The organism is Clostridium acidisoli DSM 12555, from assembly GCF_900176305.1.
In the GTDB taxonomy this organism is placed as follows: Bacteria; Bacillota; Clostridia; order Clostridiales; family Clostridiaceae; genus Clostridium_I; species Clostridium_I acidisoli.
The window spans coordinates 17,762-30,966 of the sequence record NZ_FWXH01000020.1 but is presented as its reverse complement, the minus strand read 5'-3'; the positions used below and the strand labels follow the sequence as shown (position 1 = coordinate 30,966).

At 29.2% G+C, this 13,205-nt stretch carries 12 protein-coding genes and 1 pseudogene; 3 read left to right on the top strand and 10 right to left on the bottom strand.

What is annotated here, in order from left to right:
* Nucleotides 1-23 precede the first annotated feature (23 nt).
* Nucleotides 24-1,166: an epoxide hydrolase family protein gene (locus tag B8978_RS16220; RefSeq protein WP_242950582.1), complete on the bottom strand. Its 1,143-nt coding sequence runs from the start codon at nt 1,164-1,166 to the stop codon at nt 24-26.
* Between the two features lie 155 nt (nt 1,167-1,321).
* Between B8978_RS16220 and B8978_RS16215 the strand changes: the two are divergent.
* A pseudogene (locus B8978_RS16215) lies at nt 1,322-2,180 on the top strand (helix-turn-helix domain-containing protein).
* A gap of 82 nt (nt 2,181-2,262) precedes the next feature.
* On the opposite strand, the gene B8978_RS16210 reads toward B8978_RS16215, so the two are convergent.
* The 4 genes from B8978_RS16210 to B8978_RS16195 all read right to left on the bottom strand — a co-directional run bounded on the left by B8978_RS16210 (nt 2,263) and on the right by B8978_RS16195 (nt 6,518).
* Nucleotides 2,263-2,571, bottom strand: coding sequence for a YerC/YecD family TrpR-related protein (locus tag B8978_RS16210; protein ID WP_084117351.1), 309 nt, complete (start codon nt 2,569-2,571; stop codon nt 2,263-2,265).
* Between the two features lie 377 nt (nt 2,572-2,948).
* Entirely contained in the window at nt 2,949-3,665 is a 717-nt protein-coding gene (locus tag B8978_RS16205) for a pseudouridine synthase (protein ID WP_084117350.1), read from the bottom strand.
* Nucleotides 3,666-3,806: 141 nt separating this feature from the next.
* Nucleotides 3,807-4,448 (bottom strand): lytic transglycosylase domain-containing protein, encoded by a 642-nt coding sequence (locus B8978_RS16200; RefSeq protein WP_084117349.1) that lies wholly within the window; start codon nt 4,446-4,448, stop codon nt 3,807-3,809.
* Between the two features lie 63 nt (nt 4,449-4,511).
* On the bottom strand, nt 4,512-6,518 hold the full coding sequence (locus B8978_RS16195; protein ID WP_084117348.1) for a triple tyrosine motif-containing protein: 2,007 nt from the start codon (nt 6,516-6,518) through the stop codon (nt 4,512-4,514).
* Between the two features lie 198 nt (nt 6,519-6,716).
* Between B8978_RS16195 and pulA the strand changes: the two genes are divergently transcribed.
* The gene (gene pulA / locus B8978_RS16190) at nt 6,717-8,858 is read left to right on the top strand and encodes a type I pullulanase (RefSeq protein WP_084117347.1); all 2,142 of its coding nucleotides are present in this window, start codon (nt 6,717-6,719) and stop codon (nt 8,856-8,858) included.
* Here pulA and B8978_RS16185 read toward each other — a convergent pair.
* Both B8978_RS16185 and B8978_RS16180 read right to left on the bottom strand, forming a co-directional pair.
* Complete coding sequence (locus tag B8978_RS16185) at nt 8,855-9,304, bottom strand: YaiI/YqxD family protein (protein WP_084117346.1); 450 nt, start codon at nt 9,302-9,304, stop codon at nt 8,855-8,857. The genes pulA and B8978_RS16185 overlap by 4 nt on opposite strands.
* A gap of 61 nt (nt 9,305-9,365) precedes the next feature.
* The gene (locus B8978_RS16180; protein WP_084117345.1) at nt 9,366-10,715 is read right to left on the bottom strand and encodes a glucose-6-phosphate isomerase; all 1,350 of its coding nucleotides are present in this window, start codon (nt 10,713-10,715) and stop codon (nt 9,366-9,368) included.
* Nucleotides 10,716-10,979: 264 nt separating this feature from the next.
* Between B8978_RS16180 and B8978_RS16175 the strand changes: the two genes are divergently transcribed.
* Nucleotides 10,980-11,255, top strand: coding sequence for an STAS-like domain-containing protein (locus B8978_RS16175; RefSeq protein ID WP_084117344.1), 276 nt, complete (start codon nt 10,980-10,982; stop codon nt 11,253-11,255).
* 95 nt (nt 11,256-11,350) lie between these two features.
* Here the strand turns inward: B8978_RS16175 and B8978_RS16170 are convergent, their stop codons facing one another.
* From B8978_RS16170 to B8978_RS16165, 3 genes are all read right to left on the bottom strand, one after another.
* Nucleotides 11,351-11,551 (bottom strand): hypothetical protein, encoded by a 201-nt coding sequence (locus tag B8978_RS16170; RefSeq protein ID WP_084117343.1) that lies wholly within the window; start codon nt 11,549-11,551, stop codon nt 11,351-11,353.
* A gap of 191 nt (nt 11,552-11,742) precedes the next feature.
* Nucleotides 11,743-11,901, bottom strand: coding sequence for a hypothetical protein (locus B8978_RS19960; protein WP_176212734.1), 159 nt, complete (start codon nt 11,899-11,901; stop codon nt 11,743-11,745).
* Between the two features lie 14 nt (nt 11,902-11,915).
* The gene (locus B8978_RS16165; protein WP_084117342.1) at nt 11,916-13,193 is read right to left on the bottom strand and encodes a tetratricopeptide repeat protein; all 1,278 of its coding nucleotides are present in this window, start codon (nt 13,191-13,193) and stop codon (nt 11,916-11,918) included.
* Between the last annotated feature and the right edge of the window lie 12 nt (nt 13,194-13,205).

Genomic DNA, 13,205 nt, shown 5'->3' with positions numbered 1-13,205 from the left:
ATAACTACTGAGCTGATTAGTTACTATTGGTTTTTGTTTTTGATTCTATATGGTCTGAAGAATGCTCTAATTTCTTTAGCTAGAAGTTCAGGTTCTTCCATGGCAGTAAAATGTCCACCTCTAGGCATTGTAGTAAAGCGAGTGATATTCAGATTGCGTTCAGCCCATTCTTTGGGTGGTAACAATATATCAGCAGGAAAAAGAGCTATGCCTGTTGGTACATCTATACGTCCAATTGCGGGCAAGGAATGCATGTTTTCATAATATATACGCGCTGATGATCCTATGGTATTTGTAACCCAATAGATCATTATATTAGTCAGTAATTCATCTTTGCTAAATTTTTGCTCTAGGTCACCATTGCAATCGCTCCATCCACGAAATTTTTCAATAATCCACGCAGCCAAACCTACTGGTGAGTCAGAAAGTCCGTATGCAATGGTCTGTGGTTTTGTGGATTGAATAGACATATAACCTCCCTCATTGGGAATCCATTCTGCGGCACTTTTCCTGTAGTTTAATTCCTCTTCTGAAAGTTTTGCATTATCCTGAGAAATCATTAGATCCCTAATGATACCGATGTCTGTTATGTGGATTCCCATTAGAAGTTCTGGATGATTTAATGCTAGATATCTTGTAACACCAGACCCAACATCTCCGCCTGCAGCAGTAAACTTACTATAACCAAGTTTTTCAGTCATTAGTTTTGCCCAAAGCTCAGAAACACGATAATTGTTCATACCACTATGTTTAAAAGGGCTGGAGAAACCAAATCCAGGTAGTGAAGGGACAATTACATCAAAAGAGTCTTTAGTATCACCACCGTAACTTGCAGGATCAGTAAGAAGCGGGATGATTTTCTGATAGCGTATGTAACTGTCAGGCCATCCATGAGTAAGGATAATTGGCATAGGATTAGGTCCCTTACCCTTCTGGTGTATGAAGTGAACATCTATCCCATCCACATTGCAACGAAATTGAGAAAAGCGGTTTAATTCGGCTTCTTGTTTACGCCAATCAAATTGTTTGCACCAATATGAAACCAGTAATTGCAAATAATTTATTTCTGTACCTCGTTCCCAACCTAAGCCTTCTAGCTGATCAGGCCAGCGTACATGCCCCAGCCTGTATTTTAAATCATCAAGTACTTTATCAAATACTTGGATATTGAAGCGTTAAATAGACATAATAATTCCCCTTTCATATAAGCTTATTGTACATAACATTTTCAGTTATTAGTAATAGTTTATCATCATAGAAATGTGATACAATGTGATAACTGAAACTTTAAACTATACTATTTGTTAATGGAGGAATATTTATGCCACAAATGGACCGCCACAAGAATAGAACTGTATATATTGAATTTGTTGCTACTGAAAATTTTATTAAGCTCCCTTATAAAAATCGCTTCACCATAATTTTTATTACAAATGTAAGCATTGATTTACAATTGAATAATCATCCCATAAAAATTGTGGCTCCAAGTATTCTTTGTTTAAATATGGATGACAAAATACAGGTTTCTAAAAAGTACAATCTATCTTCACAGTCCTTTTGTTTTCATCCTGACTTTTTTAATACAGCTCACTTTTCTGAAACCAGTGGATATATGTCAAGCAATTTAAAAATAGAAACAGGTCTTTCGCTATTTAAAAAATATAATATTCATACTGGAGTATATTCTATAACTGAGAAGGTTTATCCAAAATTATATGAATGGTTTTTTGTTATGGGAACAGAAGTATATGCACAAAGTAATTCTCTTTGGGTATGTAGAATAAAAAAGTACCTAATACAAATATTGGGGTTACTTGAAGAGTTAAGCCGCCATAATGAAGAATCACCTGTTGATTTAGTTTTAGAATATATACATACAAACTATTCTGATAAAATGAGTTTAAAAGACTTAACACAATTGTGCTCATTTTAATCGTGTGTCACTAAATAGAATGTTTCAGGATTTATACGGATGTACAGCAATTGGATATTTATTGTCATATCGTTTAAATGTTGCAGATAGTCTTCTAACACATACAGGTATGAACTTAAACGAAATTGCGCGTGCTACTGGATTTGAGTATGATACGTATTTCATAAAACAATTTACTGCTAAAAGAGGTATGACTCCAACTGAATTTCGAAATAGTTCACGGAGGTTTGGAAATTTCCAATGCTAAAGTGAAATTTTATTTTCAAGAAATATAAAAACGAGATACAAAATTTATATCTCGTTTTAATTTCATTATTTATGTATTAATTTTATTTTTTTTCATCTATGCCTAATCTTTTTAAAATTATTTTGTATCCATCACTACCATAATTAAGGCATCTATTTACTCTACTAATTGTAGCCGTACTGGCTCCAGTTTCTTCACCTATTTTTGAATATGTATATTTTTCAACTAACATTTTAGCTACATGTAATCTCTGCTCTATTGCTTTAACTTCATTTATAGTAAATATGTCTTCAAAAAACCTATAACATTCTTCTCTTGTCTTTAAGCTTAAAATAGCGTCGCATAATAAATCTGCATTTTCATTTTCTAGTTTGGATTCAAATTTTGCCATTAAAATTCACTCCTCTTTAAAGACCACTATATAAATTTTAACATTAATTATAACTATATTCTACACTATTAATCCATTTTGTTCTAAATTAAATCTATAATATCCAATTATGCAATTTAAATTTCATAATTTTAATTTTATGGTGTTTTACCTGCAAATTTTATATAAAAAATAAACAGCCCTTGGGGCAGAGCTGTTTATAATAAATAAAAAGGGGGCTATTCTTCTCTTTATTTATCTTACAAAAGATATTATATATAACTATTAGAAAAAAAGCAAGTCCCATTTGCAAAAATAATTTTATATTTAATATTTTATGACATGAATACATTCATAATTTATAAATTATCCTACATATTTATAAATTTATAATTACATTAAACTTGTTTTAGAATTTCAAGTTCAGCCTCAGACAATTCTCTATATTCTCCTTCTGCTAGATCTTCTCCTAATGAAATCTTTCCAAATTTCACTCTTTTTAAATAAACTACTTTTTTCCCTCTTGCTATAAACATTCTTTTTACTTGATGAAATTTACCTTCTTGAATTGTAACTTTAACTTTAGCTCCATTATTATCAGATTCTATTATTTCAAGCACTGCTGGTTTGCATTTGTACCCATCATCAAGCTCTATACCTTGCTTAAAAGCTGCAATATCATCTTCTTCTACAGCCTTATCAATTTCAGCATAATATACCTTATCTACATGCCATTTGGGAGATATTAATCTATGATTTAACTCTCCATCATTGGTAAGTATTAGCAGTCCAACAGTATCTTTATCCAATCTGCCTACAGGAAAAGGGGCAAATGAGGCATCAAATTCACTTAACAAATCTATAACTGTTTTATCATAATTATCAAATGTAGCTGAAACAACACCATCTGGTTTGTTCATTAAATAATATACATATTTTTTGTATACTATTTGCTCTCCATTAACCAGTATTTTATTTTTTTCTATGTCAACTTGAACATCACTATTTTTAACCTTTATGCCATCTACTTCTATTTTTCCTGACTTAACTAGTTTTTTCACATCTTTTCTTGAGCCATAACCAGAGTTTGATAATACTTTATCTAATCTTTCCATATAATCTTCACATCTCCTTATATAATTAAAATATCCCTTTGCTGAAATAACAAAGGGATAAGCGTACATAAAAAATAATAAGGGCTATCCATCTTCCCACTCATAGAAGATGGAAGAATTCCGCCCTTTCCGTTAAATTAGCTAAACATTAGTATTGTTATTATAATAACCTGAAACTTTAGTAACATAGTTTCTAGTTTCACTAGGAAGTTTACTAATATCCCCACCACTTTTTTGAACCGCACCTGGTCCAGCATTATATGCAGCTACAGCCATTTTGTAATTACCAAACGTATCCAAAAGACTTTTTAGGTATTTTGTTCCTCCATCTACATTTTGATTTACATCATAAGCATTTTTTACACCAAGTTCACTTGCAGTTTCTGGCATTAACTGCATAAGTCCCATGGCACCAACTCCAGATGTAGAATTTGGATTAAAGGAAGACTCTTGTTTTATTACTGCCAAAATAAGATTCTTATCTACTCCATATTTTTTTGAAGCATTGTCAACTGCTTGATCTATGCTTAAATTTCCTACACTAACATCATATTTAACATCTGTATTAATAGCATCTCTACTTTTTAGTGGCGGAAGTTTGCTTAAATCAATATTTTGATTCTCAGTTTGGCTACCACTTAATGCACTTTCAAGAACACTATTAAAGTCATCTGAATTATAATCAGAGTTATTTTCACTTGATGAATTATTTTGAGATAAAATTTTAAGCATTTCATTCATTATCTCTAATTGAAGTGTACTCGTTACATTATTTGTTTCCATAAACTCACCCTACTTTTTGCTATAAAATTTTATTCATATTCTTTAATTATACAATTATTATTACTATTTTTCTACCTCAAATTCCAAAATAGTATAATCTTCATATGCAATTTTTTTAAATTGGCTTTTACTTAAAACAAGAATCTTATAATATCCAGTGCTGAATGGTATAAATGTATAATAACTTTTTCTACTGTATTTTTGTACAAGACTCCATTCACCATTTTCAAACAAATAAAACTCATATCCAACTTCTCTTCCACCATCACAAGAAACGCTGAAATTAATACTTTCATTGACAATTATCTTAAGTTTATCACATTCTATTGAAGTATTAGTTATAGGTAACGCATCAAACACTCTAAGCTTTACATTTTTTTTGCAATCAAAAATCTTGTCGCTACCTTTATTTTTTGTGAATATCTCAACTTCGTAAAATCCAGCAAATTTAGGTGTAAATATATACCTTGTATCACTTATATATTGAGTTTCTTCAACTATCCTATCATTTATTTTCAGTGTATATTTATTTATAACATTTCTTGTATTCTCCGATATAACAGTAAGTTCTATTTTATCGCCTACCATATAATGATCGTTATAAGGTAACAGTATATAATCAATACTTGCTGGTATGTAATTAAGTGCCTCTAGATATACAAAGCTATGGCTATCATATTCTTTTTTAGAGAATTTGTCCTTAACTCTAACCTCAAGTTCATAAGCACCAGACTTTTCAGCAGTGTAATTAACCCAATTACATGTTCCATAAGATATTTTTTCTAATTTTCCTTCTGCATCTTTTACATTAAATGAATATCTAAGGTCACTTCCACCTTCTGCTATAGCCTTTATGTTTATAGTGTCACCAACTAAAAGTTTAGATTTTTTGTCTTTTATAATTTCTTTTATAACTACTGGATCATAATTAATTTCATCAATATCAAAATCCATCTCAGCTTTATCTTCAAAGTCACCTTCATAGGCTGCGTCCTTAACCATTAGTGTGATTTTATAGGCACCTGCTTCCTTAGGTTTCCATGTAAAACTGTCCTTTTTTATATATCCAGAATCCTTACTCTCCAGTCCTTGTATGACATATCTATACAAAAGATTTCTTCCGCCATTAACTATTGCTTTAAAATTTATCTCACTTTCAGTGGATTGTGGCGAGGAAACATCCGTAGTAAAACTCTTAACCTTAACTTTTCTATATTTTTTCACATTATATACTATTATTGCTCTCTCATCATATTCTGCAGGGGAGTACATATCTTTAACCATACATAAAATTTTGAAATCTCCAAAACTTTTCTCTATGTAACTTACTCTTCTTTTTGTAGAATAATTTTGTATGCATTCAGCATGTCCCTCTGCATCAATTTTAACAAATTTATACAATACGAGTCTGCTATCATCATATTTTATATCCACTTCAAATGTAATTTCCGTGTCCATTAATAACTCTTCTGTAAGGCATCTAAAGTCACTTATTTCAATCTTATCTATAGGAAGTACGTTAAATTGTATGCTTTCGATATAATCATATTTTTCCTTTGAATCCATCTGTTTGCACTGTACAATTAATTCCTGTTCTCCTACTTTAGTTACTGTCCACGTTATCATATCGTCAGCACTGTAGTCCTTAAGTAGTATCCAATTATTATCTTGCCTAATTTCATATTTAAATAACATGCCTTTACCCGAAGTTTCCACTTTAGCAGTTATTTTTTCTCCTACTGTTAGCTCTTTTTTATCTAAAATTATCTGTTCCGTAAATTTGTCTTTAATATTTCCAATTGTATATTGAGTTTTGCTTAGATAATTAAAAGGTTTATTTTCATTTTCTTTACGTGCTTGTATCATTATAGTGTAAATACCATCTTCTTCAGGCTTCCATTTTACTTCTGTGTCCTTAGAAAAATCTTTTAAAAGATTCCATTTTCCACCTAATCCAACAAAGTATTTATACAGCAGGCCCTCCTCCAATATATCTCCAACGCAAATTACAATCTCATCATTAGAACTTTGAGGACTTTCTATATTAAATTTAATTTCAAACTCATTCATAAATCTTCATCCCCTGTTATTATAATCTTTTTTCATTATACTATATTTCCATTATCTGTAACAAGTTTTTTATTTACATTTCTTTTCTTTTCTACTAATATAATTATAGACATATATATCAGAATTTTCTATATTTATATAAATATGCGGAGTTTGAAGCAAAATCGTTCATTCTTCTAAAATACAGGAGGGTTTAATTTGAATATATTTAAAGCATCTATAATCAATTTTAAAACTGTAAACTGCGTTGTAGATAATATATCAGATTTTAATTCAACACAATTTTATTTAAAAAATGGCAATAAATATATAAATATTAATTTTCATTATAATAATAATAACATAATTACTCTTCTATTGTCAGAGGAGATAAATATAAAATATAAATCTACCTTATATTATAATGATAATATTTTTACCAATTGTGATTATTTTAAACTATTTTCTTCCGAAGAATTTAATGGTCGTTTTTTTACGCTAGATACTCTTGGCCTTGACTATAATGAAAGTTATTCTGACTTTAGGCTTTGGTCTCCTGCTGCCATTTCAGTTAGTCTACTACTATATAAAGATGGTGATGCTTCAGATTTAAGTTCCATTCGAGTTAGGATAAAAATGACAGAAACAGCTCATGGCATATGGTTTGCACGTGTTAATAAAGATTTAAAAGGAAGTTTCTATACCTATGAGGTAGATGTATACAATAACGTTAATGAAGTTGTTGATCCATATGCCAAAGCTGTAGGGATAAATGGACAAAGAGGTGCTATAATAGATTTAAAAGATACAAATCCTGCTTCTTTCTCAAAAGATGTATCCCCTAAATATGAGAATTATACTGATGCCATAATATACGAATTAAACGTAAGAGACATTAGTATAAATCCAAACTCATTTATAAATAATAAAGGAAAATTTTTAGGTCTTACTGAGGAAAACACCCATACACACAATATGAGACCAACAGGCCTTGCTTATCTTAAAAATCTTGGTATAACTCATGTTCAGATAATGCCAATGTTTGATTTCTCCTTTAAAAGCACAGATGAAAAAAACCCCATTAAATACAATTGGGGTTATGATCCACAAAATTATAACACACCTGAAGGCAGTTATTCTACAGATCCATACAATCCTTGTTGTAGGATAAAAGAGTTAAAGGAAATGATTTATTCCTTTCATAAAAATGGTATTTGCGTTAACATGGATGTGGTATATAATCACGTTTTTAATGTTAACGAAAGTAATTTTGAATTAATTTTCCCTGGATATTATTTCAGGTATAATGATGATGGTTCTTTATCTAATGGTACTAGTTGTGGAAATGATACTGCTTCTGAAAACCTTATGATGAAGAGATTTATCATTGATTCCGTTTTATACTGGCATGAGGAATATCATATTGACGGCTTTAGATTCGATTTAATGGGCATTCATGACATTGATACTATAAATACTATAAAGCATAAACTACCCAAAAATATAATGGTTTATGGAGAAGGCTGGGATCTTGGTACAAATCTTCCTAAAGAAAAGAAAGCAATCATATCTAACTCATTAGATATGCCCGATATAGGTTTCTTTAATGATATAACTAGAGATTTATTAAAAGGAAGTGTATTTTCTAGATACGATGAAGGTTTCATAAATGGAAAGGAAGGGCTTGAAAATGGGGTAATGCTTGCAGTTACAGGCTGCATTAAATATTCTGATTTCATAAGTGGTCCTTTTTCTTCTCCAACACAAAGCATAAATTACATTACTTGTCATGACAATAACACCCTTTGGGACAAATTAAATTTTACAAACAGCCTTGAATCCGAGATAGAAAAAATAGACAGAGTAAAATTTGCAATCGGAATTTTATTTACCTCTCAAGGTGTACCTATGCTCTCCTCCGGCTTAGAATTTTTAGTTACTAAAAATGGACTTGATAACTCTTTTGACTCACCAGATTCTCTTAATTCTGTTGATTGGGACAGAAAAGACAAGTATGAGGAAGTTGTTAACTATACACAATCATTTATAAATTTAAGAAAAAATCATCCTTCTTTTAGGTTAAGTTCCCTTAATGAAATAAAAGACAGTATTGAATTTTTATTTATACCTTCTAAAAATACCGTTGCTTTTGTTATAAGAAATAAAGTTAATGAGGATTCCTTTAAAAATATAGTTGTAATTTATAATGCTAACAAATATTCTGAGCAAATAAAACTACCTTCTGGCAATTGGAATCTTATAGGAAACAAATATGGTATTAGTAATAACCCTATAAGTACACATAATGGATTGTTTTTTGCAGAAGGTATAAGTGTCAGTGTGTTATATAACAATTTTTAATATGTCTTAAGAGAAATCTCATTAATAATCCTAATTAATGAATCATATAAACGCTGATTGTCTTCGTTTTTTCTTTTTTTAGGATTTGAGGTTTTTCCTCCACCTTTTCTTACCTTTTGACTTATATGTCTTTCAAAAAGTAGTCTTTCTATATTTTCATCCGTATATACATTTCCTTTAGGACTTATTGCATAGGCATTTTTAGGCAAAACCATAGCTGCCACCCCAAAATCCTGAGTTATTACAATATCATCTTTTCTTACGGCATTTACTATTTTCATATCAACACTTTGATATCCACTGTCTGCATAAATAATAGTACTGTAATCACTTTTTAATACATGATTAATATCACAATACATTATAACTTCAACAGAGTTTTCTTTTCCTGCTTTTTCTATTAGATCTCTTCCTGGGCAGGCATCTGCATCAACTATTATCCTCAAATTTAATCACCATCTTAAAAATCCTGCCCCTAGAGGCAGGATGTTATTTTTTTTGTTAATCTTAAAGTTTTGCTTCTAATTCGCTCTTTAAATCTTCATAGCCAGGCTTTCCAAGAAGAGCAAACATGTTTTTCTTGTATGCTTCAACTCCAGGTTGATTAAATGGATTTACACCAAGTAAATACCCACTTATTCCACAAGCTTTTTCAAAGAAATAAACAAGCTGTCCGAAATAATAAGGTGTAAGCTCTGGTACGTTAACAACTACTACTGGAATACCTCCATCATTATGTGCTAAAACAGTTCCTCTAAATGCTTGCTTATTAACAAAATCAACTGTTTTTCCACTTAAGAAGTTTAATCCATCAAGATTTTCAGCATCAGTTCCAATAGTAAGTTCTTTTCTTGGATTTTCTACATTTATAAATGTTTCAAATATATTTCTTAAACCTTCTTGTATATATTGTCCCATTGAATGAAGATCAGTAGAAAAATCTGCTGCTGCTGGGAATATTCCCTTATTATCTTTTCCTTCACTTTCTCCAAATAATTGTTTTAACCATTCACCAAAATAATGTAGTGCTGGTTCAAAATTAACCATTATTTCTATTGTTTTTCCTTTTCTGTAAAGTGCATTTCTTGCTGCTGCATATTGATAACATTCATTTTTTGTTATATCAGGATTTGAATAAACCTCTCTTGCATCAGCAGCACCTTTCATCATGCTATCAATGTCTATTCCTGCAGCTGCTATAGGTAAGAGGCCAACAGCTGTTAATACTGAAAATCTTCCACCAACATTGTCTGGAACAACAAATGTTTCATATCCTTCTTTATCAGCCAAAGTTTTTAATGCACCTTTTTCAGCATCTGTAGTTGCATATATTCTCTTTCTTGCTTCTTCAACTCCGTATTTCTTTTCAAGAAGTTCTCTAAATACTCTAAATGCTATAGCAGGCTCAGTTGTTGTACCTGATTTTGATATAACATTAACAGATATATCTTTATTTTTAACAGCTTCTAACAAATCTGTTAAATAAGTAGAGCTGATGTTATTTCCACAATAATATATTTCAGGGTTTTTTCTAGTTTCACTATCTATACTGTAAGAAAATGAATGTGAAAGCATTTCGATAGCTGCTCTAGCTCCTAAATATGATCCACCAATTCCTATAACTATAAGAGCATCAGAATCATTTTTTATTTTTTTAGCAGCTTCTTTTATTCTAGCAAACTCTTTTTTATCATAATTAACGGGCAGATCAATCCATCCTATGTATTCATTTCCTGCACCAGTTCCATTATGAAGTGTGTCGTGTGCTGTGTTTACAAGTGCTTTTAAATTATCAATTTCATTTTCCTTAAGATATGGTTTAGTATTTTTTAAATCCAATTTTAAATTATTTTCCATGTATGTAACCTCCAATATAAGTTTTTAAAGTTTTCACTAATTGAAATTTTAGTCTAAATGGAAAAATAAATCAAGTTATTAACAAAATTTAACCTAATAAATGCTGTTTCTTTGAATTCGTTTTCAAATATTTGCATATTTTTTTAAAAAATTTTTTGTTATTTTATTGTTAAAAGTTTGACAATCAGTTGTATCTGTTATATAATAGTTTCATAGAAGTAATACAGTTATTAAAATATTAAAAGTTATTAGGAGGATTTTATTATGGAAAAAGTGATTAATGTAAAAAACGTTATTGGTGAAAACTTCACATGTGCTGATGCAATTTTACTAAAAAGCAATTTTAAGACTTCAGGTAATGAAACTATAGTTCTTGATTTTAGTGGTGTAAGTGACGTACCTACTACTTTTTTCTATAACCTTTTTTCAGATATGCTTTACACTCAAAACAGGGGCAAATCCTTTGAAAACATTAAAGTTAAAAATTTGGTAGCAATTGATAATTATAATAGAGTAATAAATGGAACAACTTTAGTTTAATATTATTAAATTTATGTGCCTTCCCAAAAAGCAAAATTTAAATATTTTATATTTAGTTTTACTTTTTATCATAAAATATAGTGTGGATGACCATGCTATATTTTTTTATTTTTATCATCTCTAGTTTTCGAGAACTTCTTATATTCAAAAACAATTACAATTACAATACATAAGAAACAAATAACTAACATATTTATTCCTTTTATATCTCTTTCTACAAAACAAATTGCAGCGTCTATTATAAATAAAATAACAGTAATACCTGTTATACACATACCCATTTTTTTATCTTTCATTTTTTCACCGCCATAATATTTATTTACTGTTCTATATAAATATTACACTATGTTTATAAAAAAAGCAATAAAAGAAATTTTTTGCCTTATTTTCATTCTAGCAAATTTATTGTGCTTTTACAAATAACTAAAAAAACCATATAAAATGAATGAAACATCATTTTATATGGTTTTTTTAATATGTTTTTTAATTAACCGTTTGGTGATTCCATATCAACATGAAATATATAAGAGTTTTTGTTCGTATTTGTATTTTTCGTATTATTATTTAATACACCAGCAGATATTGTTAAAGTTAACATTAAACATCCTAAACCTAAAGTCATGGTTTTAAATATTTTATTTTTCATAGTGATACCTCCATTTATTTTAAGTTTTTTGATAACAATAAATATTGTTCACATGCATCTGTTCTACCTTGTTTTAAATACATAAGTGCTAAATCATTATAAATTTCTTTAAACTTTTCAGTATTTTTAGTAGGTTTTAATAAAGCTACAATATCAAGGTAGACTTTTTCTAAATTTTCATTGTCATTTGTTTTATTATATATGTCTGCTAATAAATAATTACCTTTTAATAAATACTCTAAATCATTATATTCTTTTGCATATTTCAAACCTAGCTTTATTGTTTTTATTGCTTCATCAATAAGATTTTGTTTTAATAAAACCTCGGATTTTTCTATAATAGTATGTGATAATAATTCTTTATCCATCTCACTTATAATTTTTTCAGCCATTTCGAAATACTTTATACTTTCTTCAAATTGATTTTTGGCACAATAATTTAATCCTAAGTTGTTATACACATATCCTAACAGAATACTTTTATCATCTAAAATTTTAGTAAGTAAAAATTTATATATTTCTATTGCTTTATCATATTCACCTATAGAATTATAACAGGTTGCTTTTGTGTTATAAGCAAATACATATAATCTATAATCTTTTACTTCATCGCATAAAGATAAGAATTGTTCGATGGTTTCTAATGTTAAATCTATTTTATCTAATCTCCTATAACTCATTGCTAAAGAATATAAACACAATTTTTTTGTTTCAGAATCTTTATACAAAGAACAGTAATATTGACTTAATTGATAATATTCAATTGCAGTATCATACTTTAGAGATTCTGCCTTGCAAAAACCCATTCTCCAATAAACATAACCTAATTTTTCATTCTTTTTAATTTTTATGTATATTTCTCTGGCTTTTTGATAATTATTGCAAGCCTCTTCAAAATCTTTTTCTTTAAAACAAATTTCACCAAGTTTGCAATATGCCTCTGCTTTAACCTCTATAAGTTCAAATTCCTTAATTATTTCAAAAATTTCATCAACTTCATCCCTTGTCATCTCAGGATCTTTAAGTTTTCTTAAACAATATAATTTTGCATCTTCTTTTGGAGAACGCATAAGATAAGCTTCATCTATGTTCATAATGATATTAAGTTCTTCAGCTCTTTCATTGAATTTTTCAGAAAGTTTTAATGCTGTAGAATAAGTTACATCTCTTTTGTCAGTTTCCATCATGCTTATGAGACCTCTAGTTACATTTTCACTTTTTAAATCTTCTTGCTTTAAATTTAATTGAGTTCTCAGTCTTTTTAGTTTTTCTCCTGTAGTCAAGAATTTCATGATATCACCTTT

Excerpts from the sequence above, each read along its gene's own strand:
- B8978_RS16210 (WP_084117351.1), bottom strand. The coding sequence starts at position 2,571 with ATGGCAAAATTTGAATCCAAACTAGAAAATGAAAATGCAGATTTATTA.
- B8978_RS16205 (WP_084117350.1), bottom strand. The coding sequence starts at position 3,665 with ATGGAAAGATTAGATAAAGTATTATCAAACTCTGGTTATGGCTCAAGA.
- B8978_RS16200 (WP_084117349.1), bottom strand. The coding sequence starts at position 4,448 with ATGGAAACAAATAATGTAACGAGTACACTTCAATTAGAGATAATGAAT.
- B8978_RS16195 (WP_084117348.1), bottom strand. The coding sequence starts at position 6,518 with ATGAATGAGTTTGAAATTAAATTTAATATAGAAAGTCCTCAAAGTTCT.
- B8978_RS16180 (WP_084117345.1), bottom strand. The coding sequence starts at position 10,715 with ATGGAAAATAATTTAAAATTGGATTTAAAAAATACTAAACCATATCTT.
- B8978_RS16175 (WP_084117344.1), top strand. The coding sequence starts at position 10,980 with ATGGAAAAAGTGATTAATGTAAAAAACGTTATTGGTGAAAACTTCACA.
- B8978_RS16170 (WP_084117343.1), bottom strand. The coding sequence starts at position 11,551 with ATGAAAGATAAAAAAATGGGTATGTGTATAACAGGTATTACTGTTATT.
- B8978_RS19960 (WP_176212734.1), bottom strand. The coding sequence starts at position 11,901 with ATGAAAAATAAAATATTTAAAACCATGACTTTAGGTTTAGGATGTTTA.
- B8978_RS16165 (WP_084117342.1), bottom strand. The coding sequence starts at position 13,193 with ATGAAATTCTTGACTACAGGAGAAAAACTAAAAAGACTGAGAACTCAA.